Origin of the sequence: Flagellimonas chongwuensis, assembly GCF_013376415.1 — a bacterium.
Lineage (GTDB): Bacteria > Bacteroidota > Bacteroidia > Flavobacteriales > Flavobacteriaceae > Flagellimonas > Flagellimonas chongwuensis.
The window spans coordinates 623,704-642,176 of the sequence record NZ_WYET01000004.1; the positions used below are offsets into that span (position 1 = coordinate 623,704).

An 18,473-nucleotide genomic window follows, 5' to 3' on the forward strand; every position below is an offset into this window, starting at 1 on the left:
CTTTTAAAATGTTAGGTTTAGGTTAAGGCCATATGATCTTACCGAAGGTAATTGGCCTGACTCGTACCAACTTATGGACTGGGCCCCTGTTGAAATCTCTGATGGGTTTATGCCCCTTGGAGCTTTTTGCCAAATCATATAGGGGTTTCTCGCTATAAATGAAAGACTCATTGTTTTAAAAGGTAATTTATTCATAATCTTATCACCTAGGTTATATTGAACCCTTACTTCCCTCAATTTTATAAAGGATGCATCATACAACCATTCTTCATAAATTCTTCTTCCGACCACATTTCTGTAATAGGAACGGGCGTCCACATATGCGGTTACCTCTTCACCTGTCGATTCAGAAATACCGGTGACCTTAACACCGCCTCCATCTTCAACGGCGTCTCTTACGTTCATACCGTTATCATTTGTGGCAACTGTCAAGGCATCTTGTCCTGTTCTTACGGACAACATTTTTGATCTACTGAAAAACTGTCCTCCAGCTTGGAAATCAATCATTGCTGCAATATTGAATTGGCCAATCCTGAAATTATTTTGAATTCCTCCGTTAAAATCTGGCAATACCGAACCAAAATCATGGGTGGCATCGGTATACAATGGCATGTTATCATCACCAAGTAACATCATTCCTGTTGCCTCATCCCTTTCATACGCTTGCCCCACCAAACTACCAAACGGCTTTCCTTCGTAGGAGTTCAAATAACTTGTAACGCTCGAGTAGGTAGTGGAATCGTAGGTATAAACATCTATGCCCGGTGCGAGTTCCACAACTTCACTTTCATTTTTATTGATGTTAAAGGTAAAGTCCCATGAAAAGAAGTTGGATCTAATGGGATTGGCATTCACTGATAGCTCAAAACCATTGTTCTCGATCAAACCTGCATTGATGATACTGGAATTATACCCACTGGTTCCAGAAACATCCAAACTGATAATCTGATCCTTGTTCTTTTGCTCATAATAAGTAAAGTCAAAGCCCAATCGATTTTTGAAGAAATTCAATTCGATTCCAGCTTCAAAAGAATTAGAGAATGATGGTTTAATGTTGGGGTTGTTCAAATTATCCGGCACAAACAATGTATTTATGCCATCATAAACCGTTCCCACACCATAAACGGTGCTGGTCTGATACGGGTTCAAATCTGATCCTGCCTGCGCATAACTGGCCCTGATCTTACCGAACGACAACGGTTCCCAATTCAACAATTCACTAAAAACAATACTTCCCGATAAAGAAGGATACCAATATGAATTATTATCCTCTGGTAATGCCGACGAATTATCATTTCGTATGGATGCATCTATAAAGTAGGTTCCATCGTATCCGAACGATACCAAACTATACAAGCTTCGTATTTGTTTTTCCAATAGGTAGGATGTGGTATTCGGCCTATCTATGGATGCATCGATATTGTAGAAGCCCGGTGTAGAAAGTCCGCCGACAGTACCCATTGAAAGATAGGAATAACGCCTATCATAAATGTTTCCACCTATACTACCATCAAAGGAAAAATCTCCCCAAGAATTTTTGTATTGTGCCAAAAATTCGTAGTTGAACTCCCTATTCTGATATTTCCCCACGGAATAGGAAGGTACCCTTCTACCTCCAAAGGCAGATCTATTTTCTATATTTTGGGTATACATATCCGAACGGATAAATCCACTCACTTCCAATTCTGGTAAAATTTTGTAAGAAATTCCTATATCTCCAAAGAATCGATCCCGTCTATCGTTACTGTTGTTTTCATACACCTCAAAATATGGATTGTTCCAATAGAGCGGGTCAAAATCAGAAATCTGGCCAGATTCTGAATCCGGGCGGCTCAGGTTCCAATGTAAAAATGTGCCATCATCATATTGATAATCCCTCAACCTGTTCATATCCAAATTACGCTGGAACCATTGTACCATGTAACTTGCACCATATTCCGAACCTTGCCCCGGACGCTGCCCTTCATTCCTGGCATAGTTCATATTACTGGAAACAGTAACTTTTTCATTCAGGTTTAAACTTGCGCTCAAACCAATGTTATTTCTATTAAGGTATGTATTTGGAACAACTCCCTCAATACGCGTGTCATTTGCGCTTAGGCGGAAAGAGGTATTCTCATTACCTCCGGTAACGGACACACTATTGTTGTAGGTGGCACCTGTCCTATAATAATCTTTGACATTGTTTGGTTGCGGTACGAAAGGCCTAAGCTGTCCATATTCAGGATCTTGCGGATAGAAACTGAAGACATGGCGAACGGGAGTACCATCCATTAGAGGGCCCCAGCTTTCATCAACACTCATATCTACATAAGGTTGACCATTATCCAGCTCTCTAAAAGTCTGACTGGAACCGCCCCCGTACATATTTTGCAAGGGAATAAAATTATAAGTGGATTCCAGTGAAACTGAAGATGAAATCTGTACATTAACGTCCTTGACTCCCTTCTTGCCTTTTTTGGTAGTAATCATTATAACTCCAAACTGCCCCCTGATTCCATATAATGCGGATGCAGCCGGTCCTTTCAGCACATTGACAGATTCAATATCTGCCGGGTTGATGTCCTGCGCAAGGTTTCCATAATCCGCTTGATCACTCCCAGAGAAATTAGCGTTGGAAATTGGGGTTCCATCAATAACAATTAACGGTTGGTCTCCTCCACTAATGGAGTTTACACCTCTAATTTTGATTTTCTGGGTACCTCCCATACTAGCCCCGGAAGCTCCAGTTACCTGCACACCGGCAACTCGTCCGGAAAGGGAGCCCAAAACATTTTGCTCATTGGTCAAATTAAAATTATCTCCATCGACCTCTTGTGTGGCATAACCCAGCGACTTTTTATCCCTTGAAATGCCCAAGGCGGTTACTACAACTTCATCCAACTGTGTGGAATCTTCTTCCAAAACAACATTGACTGTGGTTTCGGGACCTACGGTAACATCTTTTGCCTTCATCCCTATATAGGAAAATCGTAATACTTGCCCGCTAGAGGCATTTATGGAATAATTTCCATCAAAATCAGTAGTGGTTCCAATATTTGTACCACCCACCACTATGGTCACACCTGGTAATGGTGTCCCTGATACATCGGACACGGTACCCGTAATGGTTTGACCATATGCGACAATGCATAAGAGCATTGCAGCAAACGTTAAAAACATGCTTTTCATTAGGTTAGGTTTAAGTGAATAAGGGCGAAAAGTGGTTATTTTTTTTTACAAATCAAACATTTTAACAAAGAAATGTTTGATTATTGATAATTTCAGACCATTGAATCAAGTATCTTCAAATAGTAACCCTATTTTCTGAAAATATATCATAACACACCTTGTTCTTTAGTTTCTGCATTGTACGAGATGTCTTTTGAATATTGTGAAAATGTTAAAGTTAAGCGCCCAAAAACTTAATTTTATCAAAAATTATTCCTATCTTTTAGAGACTTATTAAACCTTAAAAGTAGGGCATTATGAAAAAATTAGTTTTACTTTTCACTCTTGTTTTCGTTTTCGTGATAGCAGGAAGTTTCACGGAGCACGAACCAAAGGACCCAACTATTGAAGGAACATGGGAGCTTCAAAGTTTTTACAACTATGACGGGGAAAACGTTATAGATACCATAGAAAAATCGGATGGATACAGACAGGTTAAAATGTACTCCAAGGAAAAAATTATGTGGACCCGATACGTTCCGGACGATCCTAATGGAAGGTTTGGCTATGGATCTTATAGAGTTACGGACAATTCTTTGATAGAAGTAATCGAATATGGTGACGATGATATGATGAAAGCATTGGATACCATGCGAAACTTTACCTTCGAACTTATTCTCAAAGAAGACACCTTCAGCCAAATCACAGTTGATTCTGACGGAAACAGAACATTTTCAGAAAATTACAAGCGGATTGATTAAACACAATTACAATCATGAAAAAAGGCACTGAAATTTCAGTGCCTTTTTTTATATCCAGCATTAATATAATCAACTTGCTATGAGGCCAACACTTCCTTGCTCTCTACAGCTGCCAAGTAGCGCTCTGCATCCAAAGCGGCCATACAGCCTGTTCCAGCGGCTGTTACTGCTTGCCTGTATATTTTGTCCTGTGCATCACCACTTGCAAAAACACCTGGCTTATTTGTTTTAGTAGATTTAGGTTGGGTAATAATATAGCCAGTTTCATCCATGTCCAACTGTCCTTTAAACACGTCGGTATTGGGTTTATGCCCTATGGCTATAAACAATCCTGTGATAGAAATCTCTTCTTTCTCTCCCGTTTCATTGTTTACAATTCTTAGTCCTTCCACAACTTGGTCTCCAAGAACTTCATCTACTTCCGTGTTGTAACGGATTTCAATATTATCGATACTGTTTACCCTATGTTGCATTGCTTTGGATGCTCTCATATGATCCTTACGCACCAACATGGTGACTTTGGAGCATATATTCGCCAAGTATGACGCTTCCTCTGCAGCAGTATCCCCTGCTCCGACTATGGCCACTTCTTGACCTTTATAGAAAAAGCCATCACAAACGGCACATGCAGATACACCTCCACCTCGCAAGCGTTGCTCGCTGGGCAAATTCAAATATTTTGCTGATGCCCCTGTTGATATAATTACCGTTTCTGCTTCGAGTTCCGTAGAATCGTCCACCGTAATTTTATGGATTCCCCCTACTTCATCACTTAATTCAACTGCCGTTACCATTCCTATTCTTACTTCGGTACCGAAACGTTCGGCCTGCTGCTGCAATTGCATCATCATGGTAGGCCCATCAATCCCTTCTGGGTATCCGGGAAAGTTATCCACTTCTGTTGTTGTGGTCAATTGCCCACCGGGCTCCAGCCCTGTATACATTACTGGTTTTAAATCTGCCCTTGAGGCATAAATGGCTGCAGTATACCCTGCCGGTCCCGATCCAATAATCAATGTTTTGATTCTTTCCACTTGTTCTGACATATATCTTCTTCCTGAAATGTTACATTACAAAAGTAGGTTTTTTGTACAAAAACTTACACCCTTGGTTTTCTACGCTTCCTAAAAAGATGTGAACAATTGTGAATGAGAAGTTAGGCGTTTATCATTTTGAGCTCATCCAAATAAAAAAGAGCCGTAAAAACGGCTCTTTTCCGAAAAAGTAGGTCAAATTTATGGGAACATATATTTGATCTTAGAAAACCGTTACAACCAAGGGGCTCAACCTCAAAAACCCCTTGGAGCAACGTAAACCTTTTTGCAAATAAGATATTAAGGTTAAGAACACAAAGTACCCCATAATCACCCCATCCTATTTAAGGTTTATAACGAAAGCTTAAAAGCTTAGCGTTAACTGGGACAAACATACAACGGCTATGTGATTTTTTATGGGTACAATTTACGAATGGGGCATTTGGTTTAACGAATGCCCCTTTTCAATTTATATTCGTGATTTTCGAGGTCTGCGTAGGAAGTTATTTACAAAAACAACAATCTGTTGATTTTCAACAAATTGAATTGATTAAGCTATTTAGTGCTTATATTTTAACTTTCTTTCGATGGTTTCGATCATTACATTGGCAATGTCTTTTCCTGTGGTATTTTCGATACCTTCCAATCCTGGTGATGAGTTCACCTCCAAAAGTAGAGGTCCTTTATTGGATCTAATCAAGTCCACACCGGCAACGTCCAAATTGAATACTTTTGCAGATTTTATGGCCAGTTTGCGCTCTTCGGGGGTTATTTTGACCTTAGATGCCGCTCCCCCTTGGTGAATATTCGCCCTAAACTCTCCTTTTTGCGCCGTGCGTTGCATGGAGGCCACAACCTTACCATTAACAACAAAACAACGGATGTCATGTCCGTTGGCTTCTTTAATAAATTCTTGAACCAAGATATTGGTCTGTACGCTTTTAAAGGCATTAATCACACTCTCGGCAGCCTTATTGGTTTCGGCCAACACAACGCCCTTGCCCTGAGTACTCTCCAACAATTTAATAATCAAAGGGGCACCACTGACCATGCGAATAAGGTCTTTGGTATCCATCGGTGATTTGGCAAAACCAGTTGTGGGTATGTGAATATCGTTTTTGGAAAACAATTGGGATGCAAAAAGCTTGTCCCTCGACCTACCTATGGAATCCGCTGAGTTTAAACAATAAACCCCGAGGGTATCGAATTGACGTAACAGAGCACAGCCGTAAAAGGTAACCGCAGGTTTTATCCTTGGAATAACAGCATCGAACTTGTCTAAAATATTTCCTCCACGATATCTGATTTCGGGTGTGGATGCATCCAATTTCATATATACATGCTCCACGTTCAAAAAAACCACTTTATGCCCGCGCATCTCGCCTGCCTCAATGATTCTTTTGTTACTGTAAAGGTTTGGATTACTGGCCAAAAGTCCGATTCTTAACCCCTTTTTTTCGGTGGTATAGGGCTTGTATTTTTGTTCCAGTTGTTCCTCAGTAATATCGCCCTGAATAAAGCTTTCGGAAGGATTCACCAAAAACCTATCGTTCATAGCCTCACGTCCCAGCAACATACGGTACTCCATAGTGTCCCTATTGGCCAAGGTCAGGTCTATTTCATAACTCTTTCCTGCAATGTTGACCGACGTTCTTATTACGGGACGCTCCTCCGCGATGCCCTGAGAACTTTTTACATTACGGACATCAACCAATTTAGCCTGACATAATATGGATATGCTTCTATTATCTTGAACGGGATTCACCTCGAACCGGACCCATTCTTCCAATCCTTTGTTAAAAACCTTTATTTTACTGGCTTGAATCGATGATGTTTTTGCGCCGGAATCCACTCTTGCCTTTATGGCCGGAATCCCTAAATCATCAAAACGACACCATTCTTCGCTACCCAATATTTTTAAATCGTCCAAAACAACTATTTATTTAACTGATTAATCTCATTATAAACAGGTCAACCACCTCGACCAAGATCAAAATAATAATGATCCATTCCAGTCTACTGCTTTCCCTATGATCCATAATATTCATGAACAGACTAAGGTTCTCTTTGATTACAATACCTTGCTCCTTTATATTTCGGTACCTTTCCTTGAGGTCAAAGATTTGTTTTAGGCCCTTGTCCAGTCGGTCCAGTTCCAAATCTTCCCACACTACTTCGTGTGAATCAAAAATATAGAGGTTCTCGGAAATTTGGTTGTTGATGTTCAACACTTTTGCAATGTGGCGCTTCAACTTCTTTCCTCCCAAGTCCAATTTGCCATTTTGTTCCAGATAGGTGGTGTGCTGCCGAGTCTCTTTCATGGCTTGTTCCGAAAGGCCGGCAAAATAATCCAAGGCAACTGACTGGGATAGATGCAACAAAGCCAAACGTATACCTTCTACATTAGATTTTGGCAGTATAACCTTATCATTATCTATTGTTGCCTTTTCTCGATCAGAAACGAGTTCCATATCCATGGTCTCCGTAATATCCGATTGACGCCATTCTTCACAAAATGGCTTGATTTCCATCAAAATCTCTGATATTTCGTTCTCAGCGTATCCGAAAAAGGAAACTACACCATATCTGAAAATATAAAGGTAACGTGATGCATCGGAATAAAAAAGTTCATCACGATCTCCATAAACCAGTTCTTTGCTCAAGGCGTTCCTGCAAGCAGGTATGTTGATGCTCGCAGCGAGGTGAAGCGCCATTGCTTTTGATTCCATCTTTAATAAGTTAGTCTAACCAACAAGGTTATTCTTCTTCGGAACTTTCCAGTTCATCGGTATCCAAATCGGAATCTTCGCTGTCGTCATTGTCCGAATCATCAAAATCCTCCATGGCCATTACCAGACGCTTGCTCACTTTTATAAGATAAGCAGTGTCCTCTGTTCTCACTTCAACACATTCCACTACTTCGTTGCTGGCGTTTCTGTATGTTACTATATCATCGTCGTCATAACCATCGGGAAATTTCTCAACAAGAAGGTTGAGTATGTTATTATCCAACTTTTTATAATCAACGATTACACGTTTTAAAACGGGGGTTTGTCCTTTTCTCATGGTTACATGTCTAATAAGTAAGCAAAAATCAAAGGCGCCACAATGGTCGCATCTGATTCTACAATAAATTTGGGTGTGTCTATGTCCAATTTGCCCCAAGTGATTTTTTCGTTGGGAACCGCACCTGAGTATGATCCATAACTTGTGGTGGAATCACTGATTTGGCAAAAGTAACTCCAAAACGGAGTTTCAGTCTGTTCCAAATCCTGATATAGCATAGGCACAACACAGATCGGAAAGTCTCCGGCAATACCCCCACCTATTTGGAAGAAGCCAATGCCCTTTTCTGAATTGTTCATGTACCAATCGGCCAAAAAGGTCATATACTCGATACCTGATTTCATCGTGCTTGCCTTCAACTCGCCTTTGATCACATAACTGGCGAAGATGTTGCCCATGGTACTGTCTTCCCATCCTGGCACTACGATCGGCAAGTTTTTTTCGGCAGCTGCATACATCCAAGAATCCTTGATATCGATTTCATAATACTGCTCCAAGACACCAGATAGCAAGAGCTTGTACATATATTCATGTGGAAAATAGCGCTCACCCTTTTCTTCGGCGTCTTTCCATATATCATAAATATGTTTCTGCAATCTTCTAAAAGCTTCTTCTTCCGGAATACAGGTATCGGTTACGCGGTTAAGGCCGTTTTCCAACAAATCCCACTCTTCCTGTGGTGTAAGGTCCCTATAGTTTGGAACTCTTTTGTAATGGGAATGTGCCACAAGGTTCATTAAATCCTCCTCAAGGTTAGCCCCGGTACACGAAATAATGTGAACCTTGTCAGTACGGATCATTTCGGCAAATATCTTCCCTAGTTCCGCGGTACTCATCGCTCCGGCAAGGGACACCAACATTTTGGAACCCTTGTTCAATTGGTCTTCATACCCTTTGGCGGCATCCACTAGGGCTGCCGAGTTAAAGTGCAGAAAGTATTTTTGTATAAATTGTGATATTTCTCCTTTGTTACTCATCGTAATCTTCTAAATTATTTTTGGATTTTTTGAAGTCGTCATCGTCCTCAAAGTTTTCATCCATGAATTCATTATTGTTTGAAAATTTGTAGCTCAACATCTTGTAATACAGTTTCGCTGCTAAAAAGTCGGATGATTTATCATTTTTGTTGGGGCATAACTCCACAATATCAAAACCGACCACGTTTTTTTCTTTAAAGACTCTTTTTAAAAAGTCAAGGGTCTCGTACCAGAAAAGTCCACCTGGCTCCGGAGTTCCCGTTGATGGCATTATTGATGGATCTAGTGCATCGAGGTCAAATGTTATATATACATCATCTGTCATTAGGTCCAATGCAGAGTCCATCCAAAAATCATCGGAAATCATTTCGTGAGCAAAGAAGACATTGTCCCTGTCCATTACCAAGGTTTCGGTATAATCCATACTACGAATCCCAACTTGAACCAGATTTGTGGTTTCCTTGGCCTCGTACATTGCGCAGGCATGATTGTACTTGGATCCCAAATATTCCTTTCTAAGATCGGTATGGGCATCTAGCTGAAGCACAGTTAAGTCCTCGAAACATTCACTGAACGCCCTTATAGCTCCTATGGAAATGGAATGTTCACCACCTATCATGGTAACCAATTTATTGCGTTTAATGTAATCTTTGACCGTTGTATGAACAGCCTCTACCATTTCTTCAGGGGAATCCAACTCGGTTATCGCATCTGCAAGATAAATTCCTTGTTTGTACACTTCGCTATCGGTCTCGATATCATAAGTCTCCATGTTTTCGGAGGCTTCCAAGAAAGCTTCTGGACCTTTGTCCGAACCTTTGCCCCAAGTACTGGTACCATCGTAAGGAACGGGCAACAATACCACTTTAGCCTTTTCGGCCGAACCGTATTCCTTTGGAATTCCGGCATAAGTTTTTTCTGTTTTCATTTTTATTTTTAATTCCTTTTTCAATTTTTGCTTGGCTCCTGAAGGTTTTCTGCCGCTACCAATACATCAGAATCTTTTTTGCTTTCATAGCCCAATATGGACAAAAACTCGCCTGCCGTTTGTTGTTTGGCGAATACCGATGTAGTTATGTTGCCATCCTCATCCTTATTGATCAAAATATGTTTAGGGTGTGGAATTAAGCAATGCTGTAGGCCTCCAAAACCTCCAATAGTCTCTTGGTAAGCCCCTGTATTGAAAAAACCTATGTACAGTGGTTTATCCTTTCTATATTTTGGCAAATAAATGGCGTTCATGTGCTGCTCCGAATTGTAATAATCATCGCTGTCGCAGGTTAGGCCACCTAATAGGATACGCTCATATTCATCGTTCCACCTATTAATTGACAACATGATGAAACGCTTACTAATTGCCCAAGAATCGGGCATGGTGGTAATGAAGGACGAATTGATCATATTCCATTTCTCCCTATCGTTCTGTTGTTTTTGATAGAGCACTTCATAAATATTTCCTCCACTCTCACCTACGGTAAAGCTTCCGAACTCGGTAAAAATATTGGGGACTTCCACTTCTGCCTCATCACAGGCCTGACCAATTTGGTGAATGATCTCATCCACCATATACTCATAATCATACTCAAAGGCCAAAGAATTTTTTATGGGGAAACCACCGCCAATATTAAGACTATCCAATGTTGGGCAGACCTTTTTAAGGCTTATATACACCTTTAAGCATTTCATCAATTCGTTCCAGTAATACGCAGTATCACGGATTCCGGTATTGATAAAGAAATGGAGCATCTTCAGCTCCACCTGCTCATTTGGTTTTATAGATTGGTTAAAGAATGGAACTATGTTCTTGTACCCTATCCCCAATCTTGAGGTATAGAACTCAAATTTTGGTTCTTCTTCCGAGGCGATACGGACACCAATTTGAAACTTGCCATCGATTTCTTCGCTCAAGAGATTGATTTCCTCATAATTATCGATTATCGGAATACATTTTTTGTGTCCATTGTTAATTAGACGAGCTATGTTCTGAATGTACTGATCTCTTTTGAATCCATTGCAAATCACATAATTGTCCTTGGTGATTTTTCCAGTCTTTTTTAGATGTTCCACAATATTTATATCAAAAGCTGAAGAGGTTTCGATATGGATATCATTTTTGAGCGCTTCATTCAAAACATGCTCAAAGTGCGAACTCTTGGTACAATAGCAATAATGATATTTACCAGCATATTTATGCTTTTTTATAGCCGAATTGAACCATCCCTTCGCCCTTTGGATATTATCCGATATTTTGGGTAGATAGGTAAACTTTAAGGGAGTCCCGTATTTTTGGGCAAGTCCGTACAGGTCTATACCATGAAATTGTAATTTGTTGTCCTCCAATTGAAATTCCTCTTGTGGAAAATCGTAGGTCTGCTCGATAAGATCGATATATTTTGTTTTCATTTAAATTTCGTAATTGTATTAAAAGATAATGAGAAAAATAGAAGTCTAAAAATCAAAATTTCTCAGATACGAAATTCAAATACGGTATATGGTACAAAATAGGGATTCCGTGAAAAATCACGGTTATAATGATGTAGTTCTTCGAAAGTCAGCCCGTGTATTCGGTGTCTTGATCTTAAGACGGCTTTTTGGGTAGACTTTCTTATCCCCAAAAGCCCGAACATGAAAAAATTCTTCAAAGCTTATAGGCAATGAACCCTAATTCTTCGGATTCATTTTATGGGGGCAAACATAAATAAAAATCCAATACTGCAACTTTTTTTGCATATTTTTTTAATTACGATAACTATTTGATTACATGAGTTTTATATGTGTTTAAAATTTATTTTACATCATTTCAAAATAAAAATGGCCAGTAATTTGGAAATTACCGGCCATCTTAAACAGATTATTTTATGCTTGTCTATATCAACCCACTAATGGTGGTTTGTCATTAATAAACGGCTGCTTGTAATAACGCCTTCCTGTAGCCTTATACAAAGCATTGGACAACGCTGCAATTGCAGGCGGCAAGGATGGCTCTCCCAGACCTGTTGGGTCAATTCCATTGTCTACAAAATGAACCTCGATATTTTTTGGAGCTTCGGAATTACGGATAAGTCGATAGGTATCAAAATTGGACTGCTCTGGCTTACCATCCTTAAATGTCATGGCACTGTATGTAGAGTGTCCTATTCCATCGATCATACCACCTTCTATCTGGTTTTTGGCCGCCAATGGGTTGATTACGATTCCACAATCCACCGCACACCAAATATTATCTACCCTAGGTATATCTCCGCCATCTTCCAATTCTATTACTTGAGCCACATAAGAGTTATGGCAATAGTAAGCCGCCACACCTCTGGCTTTTCCAGTATCGGTTCCCCAATTGGCTTTTTCTTTGACCAATTTAAGTACTCCAGCATATCGTGCAGGGTCGTAATCGTTGCTTTCCGGGTCACCAACTGGATTGTTTATGGCCCTATCAAATAGTTCCAATCTGAAATCCAATGGGTCTTTGCCCGCAGCTTCGGCCACCTCATCAATAAAAGCTTGTTCTGCCCCCGCAATAAAATTGGAACGGGGCGCTCTCCAAGCACCTGTGGTAACATTGGTCTGTAAACTATGTTTTTCGGCCAGATAATTGTCCACTGCACCTGCCGGGAATCGGTTTTCAAAAATCAAATCATCGTTGGTACCGGCTCCCCTGACATGCCAGGCAATCAAATTGCCCTTATCATCGAGCCCTGCTTTGAACTTAACCTTGTATGATGGCCTATAAGTACCTTGCGTCATATCATCCTCCCTTGAATACACCAATTTAACAGGAGCATTCACTTTTTGGGAAATCACGGATGCTTCTATCACAAATGGTCCATAGAGTCGGCGACCAAAACCACCTCCCATACGGGTCATCATAATATCTATTTTTTCTACCGGCATTCCCAAACGTGCAGCTACTGTTTTCTCGGTAAACTCTGGTGTTTGTATAGGTCCCAGCAATTCGGCCTTCTCTGGTGTGACATGCGCAAAGAAGTTCATCGGCTCCATGGTATTGTGTGCCAAATAAGGTGCTGAATATGTACTCTCCACAATTTTCGCGGCAGTGGCAAAAGCTGCATCCACATCGCCATCCTTTCTTGCGGGTGTTTCCGTTGGTTTTTCTAACAATGCCGCCAATTCCTCTTCATGGTACGCAGTACTTTCGGCAGTTGAATCTTGCTCCCAATCTACTTCTAAAGCCTTTTTTGCCTGCATGCATTCCCAAGTACTGTTCCCAACAATGGCAACCAATTCGGCAATACCCCCTTGATCGGACCATTGCTTTTCAATGCCTTCGGGATATACTTCAAAATGGAAAACATCCTTAATTCCGGGCATGGACTTAACCTCATCGGCATTCATTCCTTTATATTTCATACCAAATGCTGGCGGGTGCACGATCATAGCCGTTAACATGCCTTCTTTGTAAACATCGAGACCGAATAATGGTTTCCCCGTTACTATTTTGGGTCCATCCACATTTTTCTTATCGGTGCCAATTATGGAAAACGTTCCATTGTCTTTCAATTGGACTTCCTCAGGCACTTCTATGCTTGTAGCGGCTGACGCCATTTCTCCGTAACCAGCAGATTTTCCACTGGCTTCGTGGGTCAGGACACCATCTTTGGTTGTAATCTCATCTGCTGAAACGTTCCATGCTTGAGCGGCGGCCTCTTTCAACATTTGCTTTGCGGTGGCACCGGCCATACGCAGGCTTTCCCACCCTTGTCGGATAGATTGGCTTCCTCCCGCCAATTGGCGAGTGAAGATGTCCGTATTGAGCGGCGCTTGTTCTACTATTACATCTTTCCAAGCTATGTCGAGCTCTTCGGCAACAATCATAGGCATGGATGTTTTAACGTTTTGGCCGATTTCAGGGTTTGGCGACATTATGGTCACCATACCGTTATCACCTACTTTTAGAAAACCGTTCAGGTCGAACCATTCTTTGGGTAAATTATTTACCTGTTCGGGAGTCATTTTACAAGAAGCCAACCAGCTGAAGCCTATCACAAGCCCACCACTAGCTAATCCTGTATTCCGAATAAAGGCACGTCGTCCTATTTTAGTCTTTACAAGTGTCATTGTACTAGTTTTATGGATTATGATTTAGCCGCTAGTTTTACGGCTTTTTTGATTCTTGTGTAAGTTCCACAGCGGCAGATATTACCGTTCATGGCCATTTCAATTTCTTCGTCAGTTGGATTTGGATTTTTTTCAAGGAAGGCAGAAGCTGTCATAATTTGACCTGCTTGACAATACCCGCATTGAGGCACGTCTACTTCCAACCAAGCTTTTTGTACAGGATGGTCTCCCTCTTCCGATAAGCCCTCGATTGTAGTAATTTCTTGGTCTCCTACAGATGAGACGGTCAACATACAGGCTCGAGTTGCCGTGCCGTTCAAATGAATTGTACAAGCACCGCATTGTGCGATTCCGCATCCGTATTTTGTCCCAACTAAATTTAAGTGATCTCGTAAAACCCAGAGCATTGGAGTGGATGGATCCACATCAACCTCTTGTTTTGTTCCGTTGATGTTAAGTGTATAAGTTGCCATAAAGTTGATTAATTCCTTTGAAGTTAAATATTTCTGCGAACATTTTTGAAAGCTCCCTTAAAACATCCCTAAAAATTAACATTGTTTTTGGGTTTTTTGAGCTTACTTAAAATGGATATAAATAACTGGACGGCATTATTGGTTCCAAGAGTCAAATAATCGGATAATGATAGATGATTTAAAAGTCTTGATTTCAATACTTCAACCGGGCAAAAACAGGTAAATGGTCGGATGGGTATCGTGTATCCTTGGAATCACTCAAAATGGCACTTTTTAAAACCTCAAATTCATCGGAGACAAAGATGTAGTCAATTCTATTTTTAACCGGTTTGTTAAATTCAAAACCATTAAAGGTTCCATCTGGCCCGAATGCATTTTCGCCTGCTGCCAAATGGGTATCTTTCATTTCAGTAAGGATAACCTGAACACCTGGGCTGTCACTTTCCAGATTAAAATCTCCTGTGACCACTACCGGATAATGCTCCGTGTTCAATTCTTTTATTTTTGCAAGAATGAGCTTGGAACTTTCTTCACGCGCCTTTACTCCCACATGATCAAAATGGGTGTTGAATACCATAAACTTTGTCCCATCTCCCTTATTCTGGAAAATCCCATAAGTACATGTTCTTGGCAAGGCTGCATCCCAGCCTTTGGATGGTTCTTCGGGAGTTAAGGATAACCAAAATGTGGATTCTTCAAGTAATTTGACTCTTTCTATATTATAGAAAATAGCTGTATGCTCCCCCCTTTCATCGCCGTGGTCGCGTCCCACACCAAAATAAGCGTAATGCTTCAATCCTTGATCAATTTCTTTAACCTGATGAATCAATCCCTCTTGTATACCAAATACATCAGGATTGTAAAAATTGAGTTGCGAAATGAGAAAGTCTTTTCGGTTGTCCCAATTATTGGGAGCATCATCTGGATTATCGTATCGGATATTGTAGGAGATAATGTCAATGGTTTGACTTTTAGCAATTGAAATAGAAAGTATTGCAACTAAAAAGAGTACTAATTTTTGCATTGGTATAAGGTCATCAAATTATATTAAATAATATGCAAGCTATCTAATTTCTGTAGTATAGATGTTATCATATCTTTATTTTAACGCTTCGTAGGTCTGTTCCACTCCATAACATGATAACTATCAGAAAAATAAAGTGGAATTTATGTTTCCTTAATCTAAATTAATCGTTCAACAACCATCTTACCTTTTTCATAATATCTTTTGGTAATCCCTTAGTCTTCGATAGCTGGCCAGAGGTCTATTTTAGCCTGCAAATCTTTTACAAACAAACCATTATCAATCACAACCAGTATTGCCTAACGGGCAATCCATCCAATTCAAATTATGATATTACACCAACAATTAAATTCCTTAATTCCCGATTGGGATAAAAAATTAGGAAGGACAATGCGGCTATTGGGGATAGTGATAACAATCATTACATCCGAAGCCCTACATGCACAAACTCCCTCCGATGGGCTTATGATGCCTTCCAAAAATATCTGTGTTCTTCTCTCTTATGACATGGGCACTTTTGATAGATATTGGGAAGGTTCCTATCTACGGTCCAATGAGACCATAGCTACTGTTGACCGAAATATGGTGCTTCCCATGGCTGCCATAGGTATTTTGGACAACTTAAATTTTTATGTCAGCCTACCTTTTATCAGCACCGAATCTTCAGAACCTAACGGAGGCTTTTTTACCGGGGCCAGAGGGTTTCAGGACATTGGTTTCGCCTTGAAATACAGGCCAATTCGAACGGAATGGGGGCCTGGGCAGATTTCCTTTTTGGGAACTGCAGGGTTCAGCACTCCGTTTACCAACTATCTTTCCGATTACAGGCCCTATAGCATTGGTGCAGGAGCGCCGGAGTTTTCCCTGAGGGCAATAGCTCAATATGAACTTAAAAATCAACTTTATTTCCGTGCTTCTGCAGCACACCTGTGGAGAGGGTATACCGAGGCAGAGCGCGATTATTATTATAATGATGGGAGCTATTACACGGCTTGGATGGATGTCCCCAACGCATGGACCTATGAAACCATTCTGGGAAAGTGGTTGTTCGACACCTCCTTGAAGCTGGAATTGAGTTACTCCAGCCTCACCTCTACCAGTGGCGACGACATTAGAGCCTATAACGCGGCACAACCTACCAACAAAGTTGAAGTTGACAGATTGGGGTTCTCGGCTCAATACTATTTTAAGTCCATTAAAGGATTGGGCGTCGTAGCCTACCACAATCGAGTAATTGATGGACGAAACGCACCAAAAATGAGCAATACCGGCTTTGGACTGACCTATCAATTCAACGTAATCAAAAAACAAACTGATGAAGAAAATACGCAATAATATAACTATACTGCTTTTGGCCGCATTGGTCATCAGCTTAACATCCTGTGAAAAGGATACCCCGCAATACCTACCCTATGAAGGATACACCTATGCCGAACTTAATACAAATGGCGGGGATTGGGTTCCCGTGCTCCAATCTTCCGGCGATGCGATAGACATTGCAGCCCCCATGGCAACTAATTCGCAGGAATATTTGAATGAAATTCAAGAATTGAAAGAGGCCATGTCAACCATGACTTCCAATCAAAGAAAAGCTATAAAATATTGGACAAACAACCCTGCGATTCGTTGGAATGAAATAGCACTGGAACTCATTGCCAAATACAATTTGATTCCCGGACCCAATGCTGATGGCACCTACACATTGCCAAACCCATCCAATCCAGAAGGTCCGCCTGCCTTTCCATTTGCCCATCCGCCATATGCCAGTAGAGCCTTGGCCTATATGTCCGTTGCACAGTTTGATGGACTTATATCTGCATGGCATTACAAATACGAATACAATCGGCCAGCTCCATTTCAACTGGATGAGACCATTGATTATGCCTATGAAGAAAATAATCTTCCATCCTACCCTTCCGACGGAGCTGTAGTTGCAAGGGCTTCCAGAAATATTCTTTCTGCTATGTTTCCTTTGGAAGTGGAATACCTTCAAAAAATGGAAGAGGAACATCTTGAAAGTCTATTGCTATCCGGTGGCAATGTTATGAGCGATATTACGGCAGGGCTGGAAATAGGTGATGCTGTGTCCGAAACGGCGTTGACAAGGGCATCCAACGATGGAATGAAAAACGCACAAACACCGAAGGCCGTATCCGATTCCATTAAACAAGCTGCCTATGACCGGTTTGGTTGGGCCTGGGACAATCTGGAAATACCTGTACGACCCGTAGGGCTTACCCCCTTGTTTAGCCAAGTAACCATGTGGAGCATTGATGATGTGGAAAGTGTGCGCCCCATTCCACCTCCACAATTAGATTCACAAGAATTTTTGGACGATGTGGAACTTTTAAAGGACCATGCCAAAAACATGACAGATGAAAAAAGAAGGATTGCCAACTTTTGGCAAGATGGATTGGGCACCTACACTCCTCCAGGGCATTGGAACCGTATTGCCAACGAGTTTATGGTAGAATACAAACTCAACCCCTTGCAAACCACTAGAACACTTGCCTATATGAATATGGCTATAATGGACGCCGGTATCAGCTGTTGGGATGCAAAATACTATTACCACTACCCAAGACCCATTCAATTGATCGAAGGTTTTGAAACTATCGCCGGAACTCCCAACTTCCCTAGTTACACATCAGGCCACAGCGTATTTTCCGCTGCTGCCTCTGAGGTTTTGTCCTATGTGTTCCCCAACGAAGCGGCCACAGTAAGAGCTTGGGCAGAAGAAGCGGCCATCTCACGTGTGTATGGCGGCATACATTGGAGTTTTGATGCCACAGTTGGAACGGACCAAGGTCGTGAAGTAGCCCAGTACACTATCGACAGGGCAAAAGCAGATGGTGCAGACGAGTAGTTTAAAAAATAGGATATACTAAACACTAACCATGGTATATAAAAAAGCC

14 protein-coding genes are annotated in these 18,473 nt (G+C 41.0%); 3 read left to right on the plus strand and 11 right to left on the minus strand.

The genetic code is table 11. The features are described 5' to 3' along the window. Positions 1-3: 3 nt before the first annotated feature. Positions 4-3,171, minus strand: a complete 3,168-nt coding sequence (locus GUA46_RS09945; protein WP_176620361.1) for a SusC/RagA family TonB-linked outer membrane protein — start codon at positions 3,169-3,171, stop codon at positions 4-6. A 296-nt stretch (positions 3,172-3,467) separates the two neighbouring features. Here GUA46_RS09945 and GUA46_RS09950 point away from each other — a divergent pair, with 296 nt between their 5' ends. Then, on the plus strand, positions 3,468-3,911 hold the full coding sequence (locus tag GUA46_RS09950) for a hypothetical protein (protein WP_108244539.1): 444 nt from the start codon (positions 3,468-3,470) through the stop codon (positions 3,909-3,911). Between the two features lie 77 nt (positions 3,912-3,988). On the opposite strand, the gene trxB is transcribed toward GUA46_RS09950, so the two are convergent. The 10 genes from trxB to GUA46_RS10000 form a co-directional block, all read right to left on the minus strand. After that, positions 3,989-4,957, minus strand: a complete 969-nt coding sequence (trxB, locus tag GUA46_RS09955; RefSeq protein WP_176620362.1) for a thioredoxin-disulfide reductase — start codon at positions 4,955-4,957, stop codon at positions 3,989-3,991. Positions 4,958-5,504: 547 nt separating this feature from the next. Further along, positions 5,505-6,875, minus strand: coding sequence for a 30S ribosomal protein S6--L-glutamate ligase (gene rimK, locus GUA46_RS09960; protein ID WP_108244537.1), 1,371 nt, complete (start codon positions 6,873-6,875; stop codon positions 5,505-5,507). Positions 6,876-6,888: 13 nt separating this feature from the next. Then, on the minus strand, positions 6,889-7,674 hold the full coding sequence (locus GUA46_RS09965; protein WP_108244536.1) for an RMD1 family protein: 786 nt from the start codon (positions 7,672-7,674) through the stop codon (positions 6,889-6,891). Positions 7,675-7,702: 28 nt separating this feature from the next. Then, entirely contained in the window at positions 7,703-8,011 is a 309-nt protein-coding gene (locus GUA46_RS09970; protein ID WP_108244535.1) for a hypothetical protein, read from the minus strand. 2 nt (positions 8,012-8,013) lie between these two features. Then, positions 8,014-8,988: a deoxyhypusine synthase family protein gene (locus GUA46_RS09975; protein WP_176620363.1), complete on the minus strand. Its 975-nt coding sequence runs from the start codon at positions 8,986-8,988 to the stop codon at positions 8,014-8,016. Further along, positions 8,981-9,916 carry an agmatinase gene (speB, locus tag GUA46_RS09980; RefSeq protein ID WP_108244717.1) on the minus strand — a complete coding sequence of 312 codons (936 nt, stop codon included), beginning with the start codon at positions 9,914-9,916 and terminating at the stop codon, positions 8,981-8,983. Before speB ends, GUA46_RS09975 begins: the two co-directional genes overlap by 8 nt. Positions 9,917-9,936: 20 nt before the next feature. After that, positions 9,937-11,391 (minus strand): arginine decarboxylase, encoded by a 1,455-nt coding sequence (locus tag GUA46_RS09985; RefSeq protein ID WP_176620364.1) that lies wholly within the window; start codon positions 11,389-11,391, stop codon positions 9,937-9,939. A 468-nt stretch (positions 11,392-11,859) separates the two neighbouring features. Beyond that, positions 11,860-14,061 carry a xanthine dehydrogenase family protein molybdopterin-binding subunit gene (locus tag GUA46_RS09990; RefSeq protein WP_176620365.1) on the minus strand — a complete coding sequence of 734 codons (2,202 nt, stop codon included), beginning with the start codon at positions 14,059-14,061 and terminating at the stop codon, positions 11,860-11,862. A gap of 17 nt (positions 14,062-14,078) precedes the next feature. Further along, complete coding sequence (locus GUA46_RS09995; RefSeq protein WP_108244531.1) at positions 14,079-14,534, minus strand: (2Fe-2S)-binding protein; 456 nt, start codon at positions 14,532-14,534, stop codon at positions 14,079-14,081. Between the two features lie 193 nt (positions 14,535-14,727). After that, positions 14,728-15,558 (minus strand): endonuclease/exonuclease/phosphatase family protein, encoded by an 831-nt coding sequence (locus tag GUA46_RS10000; RefSeq protein ID WP_176620366.1) that lies wholly within the window; start codon positions 15,556-15,558, stop codon positions 14,728-14,730. A gap of 327 nt (positions 15,559-15,885) precedes the next feature. Between GUA46_RS10000 and GUA46_RS10005 the strand changes: the two genes are divergently transcribed. Together GUA46_RS10005 and GUA46_RS10010 are read left to right on the plus strand one after the other, a co-directional pair. Further along, entirely contained in the window at positions 15,886-16,893 is a 1,008-nt protein-coding gene (locus GUA46_RS10005) for a transporter (protein ID WP_218109538.1), read from the plus strand. Then, positions 16,874-18,424, plus strand: coding sequence for a vanadium-dependent haloperoxidase (locus GUA46_RS10010; protein ID WP_176620367.1), 1,551 nt, complete (start codon positions 16,874-16,876; stop codon positions 18,422-18,424). Before GUA46_RS10005 ends, GUA46_RS10010 begins: the two co-directional genes overlap by 20 nt. The last annotated feature ends 49 nt before the right edge of the window (positions 18,425-18,473 follow it).